This window comes from Deinococcus soli (ex Cha et al. 2016), assembly GCF_001007995.1.
In the GTDB taxonomy this organism is placed as follows: Bacteria; Deinococcota; Deinococci; order Deinococcales; family Deinococcaceae; genus Deinococcus; species Deinococcus soli.
In genome coordinates this window covers 702950-723575 of sequence record NZ_CP011389.1, presented here as the reverse complement: position 1 = coordinate 723575, position 20626 = coordinate 702950, and the positions used below count along the sequence as shown (strand labels likewise).

The 20626-nt window shown below is 70.5% G+C and carries 17 protein-coding genes; 13 read left to right on the top strand and 4 right to left on the bottom strand.

Annotation, left to right across the window (positions count from 1 at the left end; all coding sequences use genetic code 11):
* Nucleotides 1-81: 81 nt before the first annotated feature.
* Complete coding sequence (locus SY84_RS03545) at nucleotides 82-1242, bottom strand: ABC transporter substrate-binding protein (RefSeq protein ID WP_046842855.1); 1161 nt, start codon at nucleotides 1240-1242, stop codon at nucleotides 82-84.
* Nucleotides 1243-1345: 103 nt separating this feature from the next.
* On the opposite strand from SY84_RS03545, the gene SY84_RS03540 reads away from it, so the two are divergent.
* The 3 genes from SY84_RS03540 to SY84_RS03530 are packed head-to-tail and all read left to right on the top strand — an operon-like array spanning nucleotide 1346 to nucleotide 3879.
* Nucleotides 1346-2428: an alpha/beta fold hydrolase gene (locus SY84_RS03540; RefSeq protein ID WP_046842854.1), complete on the top strand. Its 1083-nt coding sequence runs from the start codon at nucleotides 1346-1348 to the stop codon at nucleotides 2426-2428.
* 7 nt (nucleotides 2429-2435) lie between these two features.
* A complete protein-coding gene (locus SY84_RS03535) occupies nucleotides 2436-3152 on the top strand; it encodes an alpha/beta fold hydrolase (protein ID WP_052751030.1) in 717 nt (238 codons plus the stop codon).
* Between the two features lie 28 nt (nucleotides 3153-3180).
* On the top strand, nucleotides 3181-3879 hold the full coding sequence (locus SY84_RS03530) for a CoA transferase subunit A (protein WP_046842852.1): 699 nt from the start codon (nucleotides 3181-3183) through the stop codon (nucleotides 3877-3879).
* A 57-nt stretch (nucleotides 3880-3936) separates the two neighbouring features.
* On the opposite strand, the gene nadE is transcribed toward SY84_RS03530, so the two are convergent.
* Entirely contained in the window at nucleotides 3937-4791 is an 855-nt protein-coding gene (gene nadE, locus SY84_RS03525) for an ammonia-dependent NAD(+) synthetase (protein WP_046842851.1), read from the bottom strand.
* A gap of 226 nt (nucleotides 4792-5017) precedes the next feature.
* Between nadE and SY84_RS03520 the strand changes: the two genes are divergently transcribed.
* The 4 genes from SY84_RS03520 to SY84_RS03505 all read left to right on the top strand — a co-directional run bounded on the left by SY84_RS03520 (nucleotide 5018) and on the right by SY84_RS03505 (nucleotide 9576).
* Nucleotides 5018-6421 carry an MFS transporter gene (locus SY84_RS03520; RefSeq protein ID WP_245621398.1) on the top strand — a complete coding sequence of 468 codons (1404 nt, stop codon included), beginning with the start codon at nucleotides 5018-5020 and terminating at the stop codon, nucleotides 6419-6421.
* Nucleotides 6418-7878: a nicotinate phosphoribosyltransferase gene (locus SY84_RS03515; protein ID WP_046842850.1), complete on the top strand. Its 1461-nt coding sequence runs from the start codon at nucleotides 6418-6420 to the stop codon at nucleotides 7876-7878. Before SY84_RS03520 ends, SY84_RS03515 begins: the two co-directional genes overlap by 4 nt.
* The gene (locus SY84_RS03510; RefSeq protein ID WP_046842849.1) at nucleotides 7875-8807 is read left to right on the top strand and encodes an adenylyltransferase/cytidyltransferase family protein; all 933 of its coding nucleotides are present in this window, start codon (nucleotides 7875-7877) and stop codon (nucleotides 8805-8807) included. The genes SY84_RS03515 and SY84_RS03510 overlap by 4 nt, the downstream gene beginning before the upstream one ends.
* A gap of 139 nt (nucleotides 8808-8946) precedes the next feature.
* Nucleotides 8947-9576, top strand: a complete 630-nt coding sequence (locus SY84_RS03505; RefSeq protein ID WP_046842848.1) for a CoA transferase subunit B — start codon at nucleotides 8947-8949, stop codon at nucleotides 9574-9576.
* 197 nt (nucleotides 9577-9773) lie between these two features.
* Here SY84_RS03505 and SY84_RS03500 read toward each other — a convergent pair whose 3' ends face one another.
* Nucleotides 9774-11120: a cytochrome P450 gene (locus SY84_RS03500; RefSeq protein ID WP_052751029.1), complete on the bottom strand. Its 1347-nt coding sequence runs from the start codon at nucleotides 11118-11120 to the stop codon at nucleotides 9774-9776.
* Between the two features lie 110 nt (nucleotides 11121-11230).
* Here SY84_RS03500 and SY84_RS03495 point away from each other — a divergent pair, with 110 nt between their 5' ends.
* From SY84_RS03495 to SY84_RS03475, 5 genes are all read left to right on the top strand, one after another.
* Entirely contained in the window at nucleotides 11231-12901 is a 1671-nt protein-coding gene (locus SY84_RS03495) for an acyl-CoA carboxylase subunit beta (protein ID WP_046842847.1), read from the top strand.
* Nucleotides 12902-12996: 95 nt separating this feature from the next.
* Nucleotides 12997-14205, top strand: a complete 1209-nt coding sequence (locus SY84_RS03490; protein ID WP_046842846.1) for an acyl-CoA dehydrogenase family protein — start codon at nucleotides 12997-12999, stop codon at nucleotides 14203-14205.
* A gap of 136 nt (nucleotides 14206-14341) precedes the next feature.
* Nucleotides 14342-14713 carry a hypothetical protein gene (locus SY84_RS03485; RefSeq protein WP_046842845.1) on the top strand — a complete coding sequence of 124 codons (372 nt, stop codon included), beginning with the start codon at nucleotides 14342-14344 and terminating at the stop codon, nucleotides 14711-14713.
* A gap of 22 nt (nucleotides 14714-14735) precedes the next feature.
* A complete protein-coding gene (locus tag SY84_RS03480; protein ID WP_081424495.1) occupies nucleotides 14736-15755 on the top strand; it encodes an alpha/beta hydrolase in 1020 nt (339 codons plus the stop codon).
* The gene (locus tag SY84_RS03475; RefSeq protein WP_046842843.1) at nucleotides 15752-16540 is read left to right on the top strand and encodes a glycoside hydrolase family 16 protein; all 789 of its coding nucleotides are present in this window, start codon (nucleotides 15752-15754) and stop codon (nucleotides 16538-16540) included. Before SY84_RS03480 ends, SY84_RS03475 begins: the two co-directional genes overlap by 4 nt.
* 9 nt (nucleotides 16541-16549) lie before the next feature.
* On the opposite strand, the gene SY84_RS03470 is transcribed toward SY84_RS03475, so the two are convergent.
* Nucleotides 16550-17488: a nucleoside hydrolase gene (locus tag SY84_RS03470; RefSeq protein ID WP_046842842.1), complete on the bottom strand. Its 939-nt coding sequence runs from the start codon at nucleotides 17486-17488 to the stop codon at nucleotides 16550-16552.
* Between the two features lie 671 nt (nucleotides 17489-18159).
* Here SY84_RS03470 and SY84_RS03465 point away from each other — a divergent pair.
* Complete coding sequence (locus tag SY84_RS03465) at nucleotides 18160-20424, top strand: RelA/SpoT family protein (protein WP_046844903.1); 2265 nt, start codon at nucleotides 18160-18162, stop codon at nucleotides 20422-20424.
* Nucleotides 20425-20626: the final 202 nt, after the last annotated feature.

Sequence of the window (20626 nt, the reverse complement as noted above, 5' to 3'; positions counted from 1 at the left end):
TCCTCCAACAGGTCGGGAGTCGTCCAAGGCGACACAGGACGACCCCCGCTCAGAACCCGGACGTCCGGGCGAGTGACCTCGTTACTTGCCGTACACCATGGGTTTCTGCGCGAACTTGATCGGGAAGACCGGCACGCGCGCGTCCCCGAGGTACTGGAAGTGCAGCCAGTTCCCGGCCTTAAAGCCCTGGTACTTGGTTTTCAGACTGGGGCTGAAGGTCAGCTGCCCGAACGGCGTGGACACGTTCGTCCTGGCCATCTCGGCGGCGACTTTGGCCTTGTCGGTCGTGCCCGCGCGGTTGATCGCGGCGGCCAGCGTCTTGAGGTTCACGTACGCCAGCGGCGCGAAGTACTCGTCGGTGACCGTGCCGTACTTCTTCCTGTACGCGGCGACGAACGCGCGGCTGTCCTTGGTGGGGCTGGTGGACAGCCACAGGCTCAGACCCGCCACGTTGTCCGAAAGGCTGTTCTTCTCGAAGCCCACGGGCCAGCTGGGGGGCGTGCCGTACAGCAGGCCCAGCTGCAGGTTCTGCTGCTTGATCTCGGTCGCCAGCGGCAGGGCGTCGGTGTCGTAGCCGACCCAGTACAGGATGTCGGGCTTGGCGGCCTTGGCCTTGCTGACCAGCGGACCGAAGTTGCCGCTGCCGGTCTTGAACTTCTCGGTCATGACGACGGTGAACCCGGCCTTCTTGAAGGCGTCCACGGTCGCGTCGATGCCCGCGCTGCCGAAGGGGCCGTCCTCGTACGCGATGGCGATGTTCTTGGCCTTCTTGTACGTCTTGAGGTACTTGAAGTACCCGAGGATCGCCTCGAAGTTGTAGTACGACCAGGGGTGGTAGTGGAAGAAGTACGGGTGGTCCGCGAAGGCGTCCTCGACGGGCACGGCGGCCGCGCCGATCCAGGCCATGAAGGTGTTGTACTGCTTGGCGGGCCCGCTGATGGCGATGCTGGTGGCGCTGCTCACGCCGCCCGCCATGAAGTCCACCTTCTCGACCGTCACGAGCTTCACGAATTCCGGCACGGCCTTGGCGGGGGCGCTGCCGTCATCGGCGAATTCCAGTTCCAGGGGCTTGCCGAGCACGCCGCCCGCCCGGTTGATCTCGTCCAGGGCGAGCTGGTACCCGTTTTTTGCGGCCTGGCCGGACACGCTGCCCGCCCCGCTCAGGGGAAGCAGTACGCCGACCTTCACTGCGCCCGCGCCAGACAGCGCGAGCAGAACGCCCGTCATCAGGAGTGTTTTCATGTTCGCTGCGCAGTGTAGGGCCGGGTCGTCACACGCGCGTTACACCCGCCGCTGACCGGGCGTGTAACCGGCCCGTGACGCCCCGCGCCTAGCCTGAACCGCGATGCGAGACAGTCCGTGGACGTGGATGCCAGGAGAATCCCCTGGCGCCTTTGAACTGAGAGGTGACCTGACCGTGGCGGGCCAGACGGTGCCGCTGCGCCTGGGCGGGCGGGCCTGGGGTGAACTGAACGCCGCGCGGGACAACGCCGTGCTGGTCTGTCATCACTACACCGGCACCATGCGCGCCGCTGGCGAGCAGCCCGACGGCACGCCCGGCTGGTGGGACGCGCTGATCGGCCCGGGCCGCGCGCTGGACACGGGCCGGTTCTACGTGGTGTGCCTGAACAGCCTGGGGAACGTGCAGGTGCGCGACCCGGAGGTCGTCACGACCGGCCCCGCCACGCTCCACCCGGACGGGCGGCCCTGGGGCGCGCGCTTCCCGGCGTGGACGATGGCGGACCTGCACGGGGCGCAGTGCGGGCTGCTGCGCGCGCTGGGCGCGCCGCACTGGCACGCGGTGGTGGGCCCCAGCTTCGGCGGGATGCAGGCCCTGCAGTGGGCGGCGCGCACCCCGGCGCTGGCGCCGCGCGTGGCGGCCGTCGTGAGCAGCCCGGTCGCGGGGCCGGTGCTGCGCGGCGTGTTCGGCCCGCTGCTGCACGCGGCGGCGCAGGGCGACCCGGACGCGGCGGTGCACGAGACGCTGCGCCTGATCACGTTCTTCGGGCTGGGCGCGGACGGCATGGACCTGCTGTTCCGGGACACGGACGTGGACGCCTACCTGCGCACCCGCACCGCGACTGCCGACCTGCGGCACGTGCTGGACATCGGCCGGGCCGTGCAGACGCACGACCTGCTGGAGGTGGCCCCGCTGGACGACCTGTGCCGCCGCTGGCGTGAGCAGGGCACGCGGCTGCTGAGCGTGAACGTGCGCGGCGACCAGTTCTTCCCCGCCGCCGAGATGCGCGATTTCGCCGCGCAGACGCAGGCGGCGGGCGTGGCGCACACCCATCTGGAATTCGACTCGCCGCGCGGGCACCTGGGCGGCCTGGCCGACACGGCCGCCTTCGAGGACGCCCTGCGGGACCTGCTGGGCACGTCGACACTGCCGCCCGCCCTGGACGCGGCGGAGGTGCGCCATGTCTGATGGAGGCGTGACCCGAACGCTGGTGGCCCTGCACGGTAATTTCGCCTCGTCCCGCTGGTGGGTGGACCTGCTCGCCGCGCCGCCAGCCGGGTGGCGGGTGCTCGCCCCGGACCTGCCGGGCTTCGCGGGCACGCCGCATTCGGGCCCCGTCTCCATCCGGGCGTATGCGGACTGGGTGCAGGATTGGCTGGGGGGGCAGGGCGTCACGCGGCCGGTGCTGCTGGGGCACTCGCTGGGCGGCGCGGTGGCGCTGGAGGTCGCGGCGCGAGGGCCGCAGGCCCTGTCGGGGCTGGTGCTGGCGGCCAGCGCGCCCCTGAGCGGACTGGTCACGCCCGAGGAGCACTACCCGGTGCTGGAACTGCTGCGCACCACGCCCGCTCTGATGGAAGCCAGCCTGGGCGCGCTCTTCCCCTCCGGGCGACCCGCGAACTTCGCGGACCTGCTGACCGACGGGGCGAGCATGGCCGCCGCGCACTACAGCGGGAACGCCCGTGCGCTCGCCGACTGGCAGGTGGAGGCCGGGCGGCTGGCCGGGCTGCCGACCCTGGTCCTGGGCGGCGAGCTGGACGCCCTGATCACCCCGGACCTCGTGCGGGCGCAGGCGGCGGCGCTGGGGACGGCCGCCACCGTCCTGCCCGGGCGCGGGCACGGCTTCCCGCAGGAGGACCCGGCGGCCTTCCGCGCGCTGCTGGAGGGATTCCTGGACACCCTCCCCGCGTCCTAACGACCGTTCGTTCTACACTGGAGCCAACATGAATAAGGTGTACCCCGACGCCCACGCGGCGCTTGCAGACATCGTGGCCGACGGCCAGACCATCGCCGTGGGGGGCTTCGGCCTGTGCGGCATTCCCGAACAGCTCATCCTGGCCCTGCGCGACAGCGGCGCCACCAACCTGACCGCCGTCAGCAACAACGCGGGCGTGGACGGCTGGGGCCTGGGGCTGCTGCTCCAGACCCGCCAGATCCGCAAGATGATCAGCTCCTACGTCGGCGAGAACAAGGAATTCGAACGCCAGTACCTCGCCGGGGAACTCGAACTGGAATTCACGCCGCAGGGCACGCTGGCCGAACGCATGCGCGCCGGTGGGGCGGGCATTCCCGGCTTCTACACGAAGACCGGCGTGGGCACCACGGTCGCCGAGGGCAAGGAACACAAGGACTTTGACGGCCAGACGTTCATCCTCGAACGCGGCATCGTGGCCGACGTGGCGCTGGTGAAGGCCTGGAAGGCCGACCGCGCCGGGAACCTCGTGTACCGCAAGACCGCCCGCAACTTCAACCCGATGGCCGCCACCTGCGGCCGGGTGACGGTCGCGGAGGTCGAGGAGATCGTCGAGATCGGTCAGATCGATCCGGACGACGTGGACACCCCCGGCATCTTCGTGCAGCGCGTCGTGCTCAACGCGGCGCCCGAGAAGCGCATCGAGCAGCGCACCGTCCGCGCCGGGTAGGTCCGGCTGCCTGGGAGGTCACGCGGGAGCCTCTACCCCGCGTGACCTCCGGTCCGTCTACGCCTCCTGCCACCACCCGTCGAAGGGCGTGACCGGCACAGCGCGCTTGTGGCGGGTGACGCGGTACAGGCGCTCCAGTTTCCCGGCCACCTCCGGCGCGACCGGCTTGCCTTCCAGGTAATCGTCGATCTGCGCGTACGTCAGGCCCAGCGCGACCTCGTCGGGCAGGCCGGGGCGGTCGTCTTCCAGGTCGGCGGTGGGCACCTTCTGCCACGTCTCGCGGGGTGCGCCCAGGAATTCCAGCAGCTGCGCGCCCTGGCGTTTGCTCAGGCCGGTCAGGGGGGTCAGGTCCACGCCGCCGTCCCCGTACTTCGTGAAAAAGCCCGTGATGGCTTCCGCGGCGTGGTCGGTGCCCACCACGAGCAGGTTCAGCTGCCCGGCCAGCGCGTACTGGGCGACCATCCGCTCGCGGGCCTTGATGTTCCCCCGCACGAAGTCGCGCAGTTCGCCGCCCGCCCCAGCCTCGGTCAGCGCGGCCCCGGTCAGCGCGGCAGCGGCGGCACCCGAGGCGGCGTCCACGGCGCCCTTCACGTTCACCGTCACGCTCCGGTCGGGTCGGATGAATGCCAGGGCGCGCTGCGCGTCTGCCTCGTCGGCCTGCACGCCGTATGGCAGGCGCACCGCCACGAAGGTCGCCTCGGTCCCGTCGGCGCGCAGGCGCTCGGCGGCCAGCTGGCACAGGCGCCCCGCCAGGGTGCTGTCCTGCCCGCCGCTGATGCCCAGCACGAACCCGCGCGTGCCCGAGGCCCGCAGGTACGCGCACAGGAACGCCACGCGCCGCTCGACCTCCTGCGCCGGGTCGATGACCGGGCGGACCTCCAGTTCCCTGATGATGGCCTGCTGCATGCTCATGCCGCGCAGTATCCCAGATGCGCTCACGCAGAATTCAGAGATCCTGAGGGGGACCCTGGAGGTCTCTGAATCGAGCGGACTTGAAGAGCTGCGCCGCAGAGCGAGCACCTGAAAAAGACAGCGGTTGGAAGTGAAGTTGCGGGGCGGGGTGCTGGCCCTTCACTGGAACTGGAAACCGCTGTCAGGTGGCGCCCGGGCGCGGGCAGGAACGCTCTACACTGAACGGGTGACCGAGCGGCCCACCCGACTGTACCTCCCGGACGACGTGCCCGCCGCGCCGCTGCCCGGCACCACCACCGTGGACGCCGTCATCGAGAGCCTGGGGGTCGGGGCGTTCCAGATCCGGCTGCTGCTCATCTGCGGCCTGACCTTCGCGGCGGACGCCATGGAGGTCCTCCTGATGGGCTTCGCGCTGCCCGGCGTGAACGCCACCTTCGGCCTGCCGCCCGGCGCGCTGGGCGCCACCATGCTGCTCTCGGCGACGTTCGCGGGCATGCTGATCGGCGCGCCCTTCTGGGGCCGTCAGGCGGACGTGTACGGCCGCCGCCCGGTGTTCCTGATCACGGTCCTGGCAGGCGTGATCTTCGGGCTGGTGGGGGCCATGGCGCCGAACATCTGGGTGCTGGTGGCCGCGCGGGTCCTGGCGGGCTTCGCGATCGGCGGGACCATGGCCGTCGATTACGCCCTGATGGCCGAGTTCGTCCCCCGGCGCGTCCGGGGCCGCTTCCTGGTGCTCACCGAGGGGTTCTGGGCGATCGGGACGCTGCTGATCGCCGCGCTGGCATACCTGCTCGGGCAGCTGCTGCCCCCGCAGGAGGGCTGGCGGCTGCTCGTGCTGATCGCCGCGCTGCCCGGCGTGGTGGGGCTGCTCGTGCGCACTGGCGTGCCGGACTCGCCGCGCTGGCTCCTCTCCCGCGGCCGGGTGGAGGACGCGCACGCCGCGCTGATCCGCGTGGCGGAGCTGAACGGTCAGGCCCCGCCTGTGCTTCCGCTGGCCCCGCCCCGACGCGTCCCGGCCCGCCCGCCCCGCTGGGGGGCGCTGCTGGCTCCGCAGCTGCGCGACCGGACGCTGCTGCTGGCGCTGGCGTGGTTCGGCATGAGCCTGGGCTACTACGGGATCTTCTCGTGGCTGCCCACGTACCTCCGCACGCAGGGCGTGGATCTGCCCGAGGCATACCGCCTGGCCATGATCCTGGCCCTGGCGCAGATTCCCGGGTACCTGCTGTCCAGCCTGCTGATCGAGTGGGTGGGCCGCCGCGTGACCCTGGTGGGGTTCATGCTGGCCAGCGCGGCGGGCGCGTACCTGTTCATGCTCTCCAGCGAGCCCGCCTGGACGCTGCTGGCCTCGGGGCTGCTGTCGTTCTCGCTGCTGGGCACCTGGGGCGCGCTGTACGCCTTCGCCGCCGAGGTGTTCCCCACGACCCTGCGCGCCACCGGCATGGGCACCGTCAGTGCCGCCGCGCGGCTGGGCAGCCTGATCTCCCCGGTCGCGGGCGGCCTGCTGCTCAGCGGGAATCTCGGGCAGGCGCTGACGGTGTTCGCCGCGTCGTTCATCATCTCGGCTGGGTGCGTGTGGGCCACCGGGCTGGAACCGCGCGGGCAGGCGGTCCCGGAAGGAGAACACGGATGATGGGTGCGTCCCCGCTCGGCTCGGCGCTGTTCACGGATCTGTACCAGCTGACCATGCTGCAGGGGTACCACGAGGCCGGTCTGCACACCCAGACCGCCATCTTCGACCTGTACTTCCGACGCGCGCCGTTCCAGGGCGGGTACGCGGTGTGGGCCGGACTGGACCCCGCCCTGAGTGCGCTGGAGGGCCTGCGCTTCACGGACCGGGACCTCGCGTACCTGGAGGGCACCGGGCTGTTCCGCCCGGCCTTCCTGAGCGCCCTGCGCGAGTGGCGCTTCACCGGGCAGGTCACGGCCTTCCCGGAGGGCCGCGTGGTCTTCCCGCACGAACCGCTGCTGACCGTGCGCGGGCCGCTGTGGGAGGCGCAGCTGATCGAGACGGCACTGCTGAACGTCCTGAACTTCCAGACCCTGATCGCCACGAAGGCCGCGCGGCTGGTGTCCGCCGCGCAGGCCAGCCCGCACGGGGGCGAGGTCGTGGAGTTCGGCGCGCGCCGCGCGCAGGGTCCGGACGGCGCGCTGGGCGCCACGCGCGCCGCCGTGATCGGTGGGGCGACCGGCACGAGCAACGTCGAGGCCGCCGCCCGCTACGGCCTGCGCGCCACCGGCACGCACGCGCACGCCTGGGTCGAGGCGTTCCCGACCGAACTGGACGCCTTCCGCGCGTACGCCCGGCTGTACCCGGACGCCACCACGCTGCTGCTGGACACCTTCGACACGCTGCGCAGCGGCCTCCCGAACGCCCTGACCGTCGCGCGGGAACTGCGCGGAGCCGGGCACGAGCTGCGCGGCGTGCGGCTGGACAGCGGGGACCTCGCGTACCTGTCCGCGCAGGTGCGCGCCGCGCTGGACGGGGCGGGCTTCCCCGACGTGCAGATCGTCGCCAGCAACGACCTGTCCGAATTCGTGATCGAGAGCGTCATCAAGGGCGGCGGCCGGGTGGACGTGTACGGCGTCGGCACGCAGCTCGCCACGGGCGGCGGCGAGGGGGGCGGCGCGCTGGGCGGCGTGTTCAAGCTCGTCGCGCTGAACGGCGAGGGCCGCATGAAACTCACCGGAGACCCCACCAAGGCCAGCGTGCCCGGCGACAAACGCGTCTGGCGCGCCTACACCGGGCAGGGCGGACTGGTCATGGACGTCATCACGGGCCTGCACGACGCCGCGCCGCAGCCCGGCGAGCGCGTCAGCGACCCCACCAACCCCCTCGGGTCACGCCGCGTGCCCGCCGGACTGACCTGGGTTGACCCGCGCGTGGTCGTCATGGACGGCGGCGTGCGCCGACAGCCACCCGAACCGCTGACCGACCTCCAGTCCCGTGCCCGCGCGGACATCGCCGCGCTGCCCGAAGGTACCCGCCGCCTCCTGAACCCGCACCGCTACCACGTGAGCCTGGGCGCCCCCCTGCAGGCGCGGCGCGACACGCTGATCGCCCGCCTGCGCGACCGCCACGGGCTGTGACCGGCCCGCTGGTCGTGTACGTGGGCCGCTTCCAGCCGTCGCACGCCGGGCACCTGCACACCATGCACGCGGCCCTGGACCGGCACGGCCGGCTGCTGGTGCTGCTGGGCAGCGCGAACCTCGCCCGCAGCGCCCGCAATCCGTTCACGCCGCGCGAACGGGCCGGGATGATCCGCGCCGCCCTGCGCGAGTCGGGAGTCCCGCCGGGCCGCGTGACCCTGCTGCCCCTCCCGGACGAGTTCGACGCGACCCGCTGGGCGGCGCACGTGCGGCACCTCGCGCGGGCAGAGGCCGGGAACGACCCCATCCACCTGACCGGCTTCGAGAAGGACGCCAGCAGCAGCTACCTGCACTGGTTCCCCGACTGGACCCTCGACCCCAGCCCACCGGTGATGGTGCAGGAGAGCGTGCTGAACGCCACGGCGGTGCGCCGCGCCCTCCTGGAACGGGGCGAGGTGCCCGCCCACCTGCCCCCGGCGGTCGCCGCGTTCCTGGCCCGCTTCCTGGGCACCCGCACTTTGACCCGCCTGCGCACCGAGTGGACCGCTCTGGAGGCCGAACGGGCCGGCTGGGACGGCACGCCCCGCCACGAACGCCTCGACCTGCACGTCACACCGGAACACGTGTGGCTCGCCCGCCGTTCCGGCCCGGTCGGCGCGGGATTGTGGACACTCCCCGCCACGCCCCTGTCCCCGGAGGCGCTGCCCGCAGGGGCCGCCGCGTTCGCCCACCCGGCCCGCTCGCTGGGCGTGCCCACCACCGCGCACGCCGTCCTCGCGGACGCGCCGCCTGCGGGGACCCGCCCGGTGCCCCTCGCGCACGCTCTGGTTCGCCCGAGGCAGTTCTTCGAGGACCACCACGTCATCCTCCGGCGGATGCTGGAGGCAGCGAGCGGCGCTCCGGGCGCGGGAAGCGGAAGCCCCACCTGAAACGGGCCTGTGATGGGCGCCGGGCATGATACAGGTGTCCATTCCAGCGGGCCCGGCGGCTTGACACCCCGGCAACCCGCGCCGCAAGCTGCCCCTGACTTTCACAATCCCACCCCCACTGACTTCAAGGAGGTCACCCATGCCCTGGACCCGAGACGAAATGGCCGCCCGCGCGGCCCGTGAACTGCAGGACGGCTACTACGTGAACCTGGGCATCGGCCTGCCCACCCTGGTCGCCAACCACATCCCAGACGGCGTGAGCGTCATGCTGCAAAGTGAAAACGGCCTGCTGGGCATCGGGCCGTTCCCCACCGAGGAGCAGGTGGACCCCGACCTGATCAACGCCGGGAAGCAGACCGTCACGGCGCTGCCCGGCGCGAGCTTCTTCTCCAGCGCGGACAGTTTCGCCATGATCCGCGGCGGGCACGTGAACCTGGCGATCCTGGGCGCCATGCAGGTCAGCGAGAAGGGTGACCTGGCGAACTGGATGATTCCCGGCAAGATGGTCAAGGGCATGGGCGGCGCCATGGACCTCGTGGCGGGCGTGCAGCGCGTCGTGGTCTTGATGGAGCACGTCGCAAAGGGGGACGCGCACAAGATCCTCCCCGACTGCACCCTGCCGCTGACCGGGCAGGCGGTCGTGAACCGCATCATCACGGACCTGGGCGTGCTGGACGTCACGCCGGACGGACTGAAGCTGGTGGAACTCGCCCCGGGCGTGACGCTGGACGAGTTGCAGGCGAAGACCGGCGCGCCCATCCACGCGTAAGCCCGTCTGGTACGGGATAGAAATGACTTGCTTCCCGCGTGATCGCGTTCCGCTGTCCCCTCCCCCCCTGAGGGAGAGGGAGGGAGGAACGGAGCGACGGAAGGGTGAGGGGGCCACCGGGCGGCCCTGATGGACCTGGAATCAATGGAGTCCCGTCTGAGCTCCGGCCCCGGTCTGTCGCCGGGGCCGAGCGTCGTTCAGCGGTGGAATACGGCGGTCACCGGGCCGTCCGGGCGCAGGGTCACGCCCGCGTGCAGGCCGGTCGGGCCGCCGTCCGGGACGGTCACGTGCACGTCCCGCAGCAGCAGCGCCGCGATCAGCCCGGCCTCCATCAGGGCGAGGTTGTTCCCGATGCACATGCGCGGCCCCAGTCCGAACGGCATGAACGCGTCCGGGGTGCGTTCGCCGCGCAGCCAGCGGTCCGGCACGAAGGTGTGCGGGTCGGGCCAGTACGCCGCGTGCCGCTGCAGCAGGTAGATGCACACCGACACCGCCGCGCCCTCCGGCAGGTCGAAGCCCGCCACGCGGACCGGGGCGGTCGCCTGCCGGGGCACCAGCCACGCGGGCGGGTACAGCCGCAGCGTCTCCTGGATGCAGGCGTTCAGCAGCGGCAGGCGCGGGAGGTCGGCGGCGGTGGGGTCGCGGTCACCCAGCACCCCGCGCAGTTCGGCCTGCACGCGGGCCTGCACGTCGGGGTGGCGGGCCAGCAGCAGCAGCAGGAACGTCAGGGTGTTCGCGGTCGTCTCGTGTCCGGCCAGGAACAGCGTCATGACCTCGTCGCGCAGTTCGCGGTCACTCAGGCCGCCGCCTTCCTCGTCGCGGGCGGCCAGCAGCAGGCCCAGCAGGTCGTTCCCCGGGGTGCCGGCCTCCTGCTCGGCCCGCCGCGCGGCGATGATGCGCGCCACGATGGCGTCCAGTGCCCGGCTGGCGGCCGCCGAGCGTTGCCCGGCCGGGGTGGGGAGCCAGCGCGGCAGGTCCACCACCGAGCGCACGCGACTGGCCGTGTGGTCCAGCAGGGGCGGCAGTTCGGCCTCCACCACGGCCAGTTCCCCGTCGCTCAGGCCGGTGCCGAACAGCACCGACGCCACGGCGCGCAGCGTGACGCGCAGCATCTCGCCGCCCACCTCCAGCCCCACGCCGGAGTCGGCGGCCTTCAGCAGGGCCGTGTGGGTGGGCCGGGCCGCCTGCACGATGTCGTCTGCCATGCCGCTCAGCGCCGCGCGGTGAAAGGAGGGCTGCATCAGGCGGCGGTGGGTGCGCCACGTCTGCCCCTCGGCGGTCAGGAGGCCCGTGCCCAGGAAGTCCTGCATCTTCTGGATGCCGCGTCCCTTGCGGAACCGCGCGGCCTGCGTGACGAGCACCTCGCGCGCCGCGTCCGGGTGCGTGACCATCAGCACCTCGCGCGGGCCGATCCGCACGCGGAAGGCGTCCCCGTACGCGGCGCGCAGGTGGCGCAGGTAGCCCAGCGGGTCGCGGCGCAGGTCCAGCGCGGAGCGCAGCGGCGAGGTGCGGGGGCCGGGCGGCAGGGGAGAGGGAGCAGTCACGGTGACCCCCAGTCTGACACCCGGTCGGCGGTGCGGGTGGCGGGGGAGGGCCGACCGGGTCCGGGCATCCCACACATCCCTAACGAGCGTTTGTTAGACTTGGGGCAACAATGACCCAGCCCGACACCAGCGCCCCCCCGGCGCCCCCGACCCGTAGCGCGTGGCAGGACGCCCTGGAACGCCTCGCCACCGACCGCCTGACCGTCCACGCCGGTGGCGGCGCCAAGGCCCAGCAGCGCCAGCACGACAAGAACCGCCTGACCGCCCGCGAACGCATCCGCCAGCTCATCGACGACGGCACGCCCTTCGACGAACTGATGACCTTCGCCGGCTGGGAGATGTACCAGGACGTCGGCGGCTGCCCGTCCGGCGGGACCGTCACCGGCATCGGCCAGATCCAGGGCCGCCCCTGGATGATCATCGCCAACGACGCCACCGTGAAGGCCGGGGCGTTCTTCCCCATCACCGCGAAGAAGGTCATCCGCGCGCAGACCATCGCCCTGGAAAACCACCTGCCGGTCGTGTACCTCGTGGACAGCGCCGGCGTATACCTGCCCATGCAGGACGAGATCTTTCCCGACCAGGACGACTTCGGCCGCGTGTTCTACCTCAACGCCCGCATGAGCGCGCGCGGCATCCCGCAGATCGCCGCCATCATGGGCAACTGCGTGGCCGGCGGCGCGTACCTGCCCGTCATGTGCGACACCCTGATCATGACCGAGGGCTCCGGGCTGTACCTCGCCGGGCCCGCACTGGTCAAGGCCGCCATCGGACAGGTCGTGGACAGCGAGGACCTCGGCGGGGCGGGCATGCACGCCTCTATCGCGGGCACCGTGGACTACAAGGAACCCGACGACGCCGCCGCACTGAAACGCATCCGCGCGCTGGCCGACCTGTACGCCCAGGGTGACCCCGCCCCGTTCGCCAGACGCCGCAAGGAGACGCTGCCCGCCCCGGAACGCGACCTCACCGACCTCGTCGGTTTCGACGGCAGCAGGACCTACGACGTGCGCGACCTCATCACCGCCCTGGTCGACAGTGGCGAGTTCCACGAGTTCAAACCCGAGTACGGCGAGACGCTCGTGTGCGGCTTCGCCCGCGCCGGTGGGTACCCTGTCGCGTTCGTCGCCAACCAGCGCACGGTCATCAAGAAGAAACTCAAGAGCGGCGGCGAACCCGGCCTGCGCACCCGCATCGAGGTCGGCGGGGTCATCTACGGCGACAGCGCCGACAAGGCCGCCCGCTTCATCATGGACGCCAACCAGGCGGGCGTGCCCCTCGTGTTCCTGAGCGACGTGACCGGCTTCATGGTCGGCCGCGACAGCGAACAGGAAGGCATCATCCGGCGCGGCGCGAAACTCGTGAACGCCGTGAGCAACACTGTCGTGCCCAAGATCACCATCATCACCGGCGGCAGCTTCGGGGCCGGGAACTACGCCATGAACGGCAAGGCCTACGCCCCCCGCTTCCTGTTCGCGTGGCCCAGCGCCAAATACGCCGTCATGAGCGGCAACGCCGCCGCCAAGACCCTGCTCGACATCCAGCTCGCCGCCCTGAAACGCAGCGGCCACCAGCCCGACGACGAGGAACTCCAGCGCCTCTACGACGAGGTCAAGAGCAAATACGACACTGAACTCGACCCCCGCTACGCCGCCGCCCGCCTCTGGGTCGACGAGATCATCCCCCCCCACGACACCCGCGACCGCCTCATCCGCGCCCTCGAAGCCTGCGCGCAGAACCCCCACCAGGACGAATTCCGCGTCGGCGTCTTCCAGGTGTGAAGCCGCCTACGGTTGAAGGTTGATGGTCGAAAGATCACCCCCTTCCTCCATCACCTATCAACCATCACCCATTACCCCCTCCGAAGGAGACTCCCATGACCAGTACCCTGAACCGTCCCGACGTCAGCAACCCGAACACGCAGCCCATGAATGACGACCAGCGCACGATCATCAGCGCGCTGCGCAGCTTCCTGAAGAACAAGGTCGAGCCCGGCGCGGCCGAGCGGGACCAGACCAGCGAGTTCCCCATGCAGATCGTCCGGGAACTGGGCGAGATGGGCATCATGGGCGCGCAGACGCCCGAGGAGTACGGCGGGGCCGGGCTGGACACGGCGACGTTCGCGATGATCATCGAGGAGGTCGCGGCGGTGGACGGCAGCCTGTGCCTCACGGTCGCCAGTCACAACAGCCTGTGCCAGGGCCACATCCTGATCGGCGGGACCGAAGCGCAGAAGCAGAAGTTCCTGCCCGCCCTGGCCAGCGCCGAGAAACTGGGCGCGTGGGGCCTTACCGAACCCGGCAGCGGCAGCGACAGCGGCGGCATGCAGAGCAACGCCAAGGAGCAGCCCGACGGCAGCTGGCTCCTGAACGGCAGCAAGAACTTCATCACGCAGGGCAGCGTGGGCGGCACGTACGTCATCCTGGCCCGCACCGACGCCCCCCGCCCCGGCAAGGGCAAGAACGACGGCATCAGCGCCTTCGTGTTCAACCGCGACGAGGTGCAGGGCTTCAGCATCGGCCGCAAGGAAGACAAACTCGGGCTGCGCAGCAGCGACACCGCGCAGCTGATCTTCGAGGACATCCACCTGCCCGCCGACGCCCTGCTGGGCGAGCGCGGAAACGCCTTCAAGGACGTCATGAGAGTCCTCGACGGGGGCCGCGTCGGCATCGCCGCCATGGGCCTCGGCCTGGGCCGCGCCGCGTTCGAGTACGCCGCCCGCTACGTCAACCAGCGCGAACAGTTCGGCAAACCCATCGGGCACAACCAGAACCTCGCGTTCCGCCTCGCCGACATGGACACCAAACTCGACGCCGCGCGCCTCCTGATCCGCAAGGCCGCCGACCTCAAGGACGCGGGTATGAACTTCACGGTGCCCGTTGCCCGCGCCAAACTGTTCGCCACTACCGTCGGCGTCGAGGCCTGTGACGAGGCCATCCAGATGCTCGGCGGGTACGGCTACATCAAGGAGTACCCCGTGGAACGCATGTGGCGCGACAACCGCCTCACCCGCATCGGCGAGGGCACCGACGAGGTGCAGCGCCTGGTGATCAGCCGCGACGTGCTGAAGAGATTCGCGGACTGAACCCCACGTCCGCCAGAGCGCGGATGACAATCCGAGGCGCGGCGCCCAGCATGGAGGGGTGCCGCGCCTCAACACCATTTCTCTCCGAACACTGCTCACGGCCAGAGAGAGACTCCCCCTCCGTCCCGAGGATCAGATGGAACATGTGCTGGAGCGTTTCCGGGTGCCTTTCAGTGCGATGCGCACCGGGAAAGGCGCGTCGCACCTTCAGCGCAACAATCTGGTGTTCTGGTTCATTGATGGCCGTCTCGACAGCATCGAGGTGCTGACCAGTGCGCATCACGGTCTGTCTGACCTCGTGAACTGGTGTGACTTCGACCCCTTCTCCGGCGATCTCCTGGGGTGGTGCGCGGCACAGGGAATTCCTTTGACCCTGATGAAAGAGGAAGATGGCGGGCAGCTCTGGGAAGCCCCCTCCGGAGCTCTGGCCGCTCTTCAAGACGGGCAGCTCTGGAACGTCACCCTCACCGTGCATAGTTCACCCGCAGATTGGTCAGCCGACGCGTGATGTTCTGGTGCGACAATCAGCCATGAAAGCTGGAAGACTGTGGGGGGTGGGGGCGGCGCTGGCGCTAGGCGCGTGGGTCCTCTCGACCAGACGCGCCGCCTCGTACGCCCGGCTGCACCCGGCGTTGCGCTCTCCGTTCGTGCGCTTCCGTTCGCCGCCCTTCACGCGGGGCGTCGTGGCGCTGATGCAGGCGGTGCAGGCCCGCGCGGAGGCGCCCGCGCTGCCGGACGGGGTGGACGTGGAGGAGCGGCGCATTCCCGGCCCGCCCGGTGCGCCGGACGTGACGGTGTTCATGTACCGGCCACCGAACCTCCCGGCGGGTGCGGCGGCCATCCTGAATATTCACGGGGGCGGGTACGTGACCGGGTCGGCCGCGGCGTACCACCCGCAGAGCGCGGCGTACGCGCGGGAACTCGGCGTGCTGGTCGTAGGCGTGGAGTACCGCCTCGCGCCGGGCACGCCGTTTCCTGGCCCGCTGGAGGACTGCTACTCGGCGCTGACCTGGATGGTCCGCGACGCGGAGGTGCTGGGCATCGACCCGGCCCGCATCGCGCTGGTGGGAGACAGCGCCGGGGGAGGTTTGGCTGCCGCGCTGGCGCAACTGGCACATGACCGGGGCGACGTCACGCCCGCGTTCCAGTTGCTGTACTACCCCATGCTGGACGACCGCACCACCCTGAATGCCGATCACGCCGGGCGGGGCGAGTTCATCTGGCGGCCCGCGTCGAACGTACTGGGCTGGACGTCGTACCTGGGCCGCTCACCGCGCCTGGACGGTGCCCCCGAGTACGCCGCCCCCGCCCGACGCGCCGATCTGTCGGGTCTGCCACCCGCGTGGATCGGCGTGGGCACCCTCGACCTCTTCCACGAAGAAGACCGGGACTACGCCCGGCGACTTCAGGCCGCCGGGGTGCCCTGCGAGTACGTGGAGGTGCCCGGCGCGTACCACGCCTTCGAACGCTTCGCGCCGGACTCCGCGGTCTCGCGTGACTTCACGAACTCCGCCCTGAACGCGCTCCGGCACGGACTGGGGCTGACGTGACCGTGCCGGAATACGTCCTGACCTTCGAGGATGAGTTCAGCGCGCCGGACCTCAACCGTGAGCGCTGGCTGCCGTACTACCTGCCGCAGTGGGCCAGCCGCGAGGCGTCCGCTGCACGCTACGCCCTGCCGGGCACGGGCCTGCACCTCCAGATCACCGGGGATCAGCCGCCGTGGAATCCTGCCTTCGACGGAGCGCTGCGCGTGTCCAGCCTCCAGACCGGGTGCCACGCCGGGCCGTTGGGCAGTCCGGTGGGCCAGCACCGCTTCCACCCGGGCCTGCGGGTCACGGAGGCGCAACCCGAGACGTGGCTGTACACCCCGCAGTACGGCCGGTTCGAGGTCGCCCTGCGCGCCGACCTGCCCCCCGGCTACCTGGGCGCCTTCTGGATGATCGGCGTGGAACGCGACCCCGCGCAGTCCGGCGAGATCTGCATCTGCGAGGTGTTCGGCCATGAGCGCACCCCCGATGCCTTCCAAGTGCACTTTGGCGTGAAACCCATCCACGACCCCACCCTCACCCTGGACATGCGGGACGCCCTGATTCCCGGCAGTCCCGCCGACCTGCACGTCTACAGCGTGGAGTGGACACCGCACGACGTCACCTTCCGCGTGGACGGGCAGGTCATGGGCGTCGCGGCGCAGTCGCCCGCGTACCCCATGCAGCTCATGCTGAACATCTATGAACTCCCGCACCTGCTGCCTGGCGGCGAGCGGCGCGGCCCCTGGCCGAAGACGCTGGAGGTCGCGTGGGTGCGCGGCTGGCAGCGCGTCACAGCGCGGTAGAGGCCCGGGTTACGCCGGGTACGTCGCGATGCGGTCGCGCAGGAACTGGAAGAAGCCGTCGGCGTTCACGTGGGTCATGACCTGTGCGTTGGGGGCGTTCCCGGTGACGTGCCAGAGGTCGGCGACGGTGCGGCCGTGGCTGGGGCCGCCGCTCAGGTCGATCTGGACGTGCATGGGCTGCACGGTGAACAGGTCTGGGCGCAGCAGGTACGCGGCGGTCAGCGGGTCGTGCAGCGCGCCGCCGTCCCAGCCGTAGCGTTCTAGGTGGTGTTCGGCGAAGAATGCGAGCAGGTCCGCGACGAACGCGCCGGTGGGGGTGCCCAGGTCGCGGAACATGGCCACGCGGGCGGGGTGCGCGATGGCCTGGTGGGAGGCGTTCAGGCCGATCATGGTCAGCGGCACGCCGCTTCCGAAGACGACGTGCGCGGCGTGCGGGTCGGCCAGGGCGTTGAATTCGGCGGCGGGCGTCCAGTTGCCGGTGTCGGTACTGCCGCCCATCCACACGACCTCCCGCACCAGTGGAATGATGTCCGGTGCGAGGCGGAAGGCCAGCGCGACGTTCGTCAGGGGTCCGGTGGGGATCAGCGTGATCTGGCCGGGGTGGGCGCGGACGGCGCGGATGATGAACGCGGTGGCGTGCTCGTCTTCCGTGCCGCGCGTGGGGATGGGCAGGTGGGGGCCGTCCAGGCCGCTCTCGCCGTGCACGGCCTCCGCGCTGATCCGCTCCTGCACCAGCGGGCGGTCCGCTCCGGCGTACACCGGCACGTCGGAGCGGGCAATCTGGCGGGTGATCAGGGTGTTGCGGGTGGTGCGGTCCAGGCCCACGTTCCCGAACACGGTGGTCAGGCCCAGGACGTGCAGTTCCGGGCTGGCCAGCGCCAGGAGGATGTTCACGGCGTCGTCGTGGCCGGGGTCGAGGTCCAGGATGACGGGGCGGGGTGCGCTCATGCGGGTCAGTATGCGCCGCCGGGCGGCGCGGCTGAGGATCGGCCCTGGGTGAGTGGCCTCAACGGAGTTCCGTGTGGACGAGCGGGTCAGACACCTGCGCCTGACGGTGGCTGGGTGCGCAGTCGAGGGGTGTGCGGTCGGCCGCGCCCCTCTGCTGCGCACCGCTGTCAGCGTTCACGGCGACCATCCTGGTCAGGTCGCGCGCGTGACAAGGTGGGGGCGCGTTGCGCGCTGTCCGGTGGCCCGAGGCCGTGCCTGTGGGCGTCGAGCGCGCATGAGGGCTGATGAGCGCAACTGTCCCCCACGGGGGGACCCGCTGCGCGACCCGCGCGTGAAGTCATGGTAAGGCCCGTGCCATAACTGTCAGGGTCAGGTCAGTACACTGGGGGCATGAAAGGCCTGCGTGAATTCGTCGACTGGCTGCGCGAGGTGCTGACTGGCGGCCCTCAACCTCAGCCGGTTCCGGTTCCCGTGCGCGTGCGTGAGCGCCGCTGACGGGCAGTGAAGCGTCCTCTCTCTTCTTCCTGACGTGACTTTCCGCCCACCGGCTCCCCGGTGGGTGTTCTGCTGCCCGTGTGGTCGCAGCGTGTCTGCGCCGCGTCAGATTCGGGGGGGCGGGGGACGCTATGCTGCGGGGCGTGCAGGCAGGCGCAGCGGACAGCGACTATGGAATGGGAGAACTCAGGGCGCTGATCGCGTCCCGCCCCGCAGAGGACCGGGAGCGGGTGGAGGCGGCCTTCGTGTTCGCCCGTGACGCGCACGCGGGCGTGAACCGCAAGAGTGGCGAGCCGTACATCACCCACCCGGTGGCGGTGGCGGTCATCCTGGCGCGGCTGGGCATGGACACCGACAGCCTGATGGCCGGGCTGCTGCACGACACCGTCGAGGACGTGGACGGCGTGACCTTCGAACTTGTCGAGCGGGACTTCGGGCCGGACGTGCGCCGCATCGTGGAGGGCGAGACGAAGGTCAGCAAGCTCAGCAAGCAGGGCTCCCAGACGGCCGAGGTGCGCGAGTCCGGCCGGGACGTGCAGGCCGAGAACCTCCGGCAGATGCTGATCGCCATGACGGGCGACATCCGCATCATCGTGGTGAAACTCGCCGACCGGCTGCACAACATGCGCACGCTGGGGTCCATGAAACCCGAGAAGCAGCAGCGGATCGCGCGCGAGACCATGGACATCTTCGCGCCCCTCGCGCACCGCCTGGGGATCGGGCAGATCAAGTGGGAACTCGAGGACCTGAGCTTCCAGTACCTGTATCCCGATGAATACGCGTACCTCCAGTCGCGGCTGCGTACCCGCCAGGAGGAGCGGCAGACACTCATCGAGAATGCCGTGCAGCAGCTCCAGGATTCCCTGACGGACGATCTGGAGCTGCCGGAGTGGGTGTCGGACATCGACATCGCGGGGCGCAGCAAGCACCTGTGGAGCATCCACAACAAGATGCAGCGCGAGGGCAAGGGTCTGGAGCAGATCTTCGACCTGCTCGCCATCCGCGTGATCCTCACGCCGCGTGACCTGGTGGTGCCGCCCGGCACGGACGACCGTCGCCGTGAACGCGCCGAGGAGACCCGCGAGAAACGCATCTGCTACCACACGGTGAGCATCGTGCACAGCGTCTGGACGCCCCTGCCGGGCCGCTTCAAGGACTACATCGCGGTGCCCAAACCCAACGGGTACCAGTCGCTGCACACCACCGTGATCAGCCCCAGCGGGCAGCCCATCGAGGTGCAGATCCGCTCCCGGCGCATGCACGAGGTCGCGGAATTCGGCATCGCCGCGCACTGGATGTACAAGCAGGGCAGTCAGCTCGCGCAGCGTGACCGCGAGAACTGGATCTCGCAGCTGCGCGAACTCCAGAACGAGATCAACGACGCCTCGGACTACATGGACGCCGTGAAGGTGGACATCCTGTCGCAGCGGGTGCGCGTGTTCACGCCCAAGGGCCTGGCGATCAGCCTCCCGGCGGGCAGCACCCCGATCGACTTCGCGTACCACATCCACACCCGCATCGGCGAGACGACCGTGGGCGCGCGCGTGAACGGCTCCATCGTGCCGCTGTCGCACCGGCTGGGCAACGGCGACATGGTCGAGATCGTCACGAGCAAGAACGGCCACCCCAGCAAGGACTGGCTGAACTTCGCCGTGACCCGCTCGGCCCGCACGAAGATCCGCCATCACTTCCGCGCGCAGGAACGCAGCGAGGCGCTCCAGCATGGGCACGACCTGCTCGAACGCTACCTGCGTAAGCGGCAGCTGGCCGTGCGGCAGCTCATGCGGACCAAGCTGCTGGAGGACGCCGCGCAGAAACTCATGGGCTCCCGCAACCCGGACGACCTGTACCTGGCGCTGCACGCCGGGAAGCTCACGCCCAGCGCCGTGGGTAAGGTCCTGTCGCCGCAGCTGGCGCAGGAACAGGCGTCTGGTCCGGCCCGCCGCGCGCCCGTCCCGAAGGCCCCCGAACCGGGCGGCGTGTACGTCGAGGGCTTCAGCACGAACACCAAGCTCAGCCAGTGCTGCACCCCGATCCGGGGCGATCAGGTCATGGGGTACCTGACGCGCGGCCGCGGCGTGAGCGTGCACCGCATCGACTGCCCGAACATGATCCGCCTGCTGAAGGACGAACCGGAGCGCTGCGTGGCTGCCTCCTGGGAGGCCGGCACGCCGGGCAGCGTCCTGGTGGACGTGGACGTCATCGCGCCCGACCGCGCCGGGCTGCTCGCGGACGTGCTGGGCGTCCTGGCGCGCGAGAAACGCAGCCCCACCAAGGTGGAGGCCGTGGTCGGGCAGGAGGAGATCGCCGTGATCCACCTGCGCCTGAACGTCGCCGGACACGGCGACCTGGAGGGCATCCGCCGCGCGATCCTCACGGTGAAGGGCGTGCAGGACGTCATCCGCGTGGGCGGACGCAAGCGCAACGGCGCCAGCGCGTAACCCGCCGCTGTCCCCGCCGGGCCTCCCGACGAGACCGGGGGGCAGGCGTTCCGTGCCCTGACCCGCTGCTCTACAGCAGTTGCCATCAGGATGCTGTCTTCATGGCCGAGCGGATCGAGTGAATTTTGCCGAGCAAGACGGGGAATCGAGGCATCAGAAGTCTGTTTTTCTGATGCCGTAATTCGGAGAACTGCTCTAGACT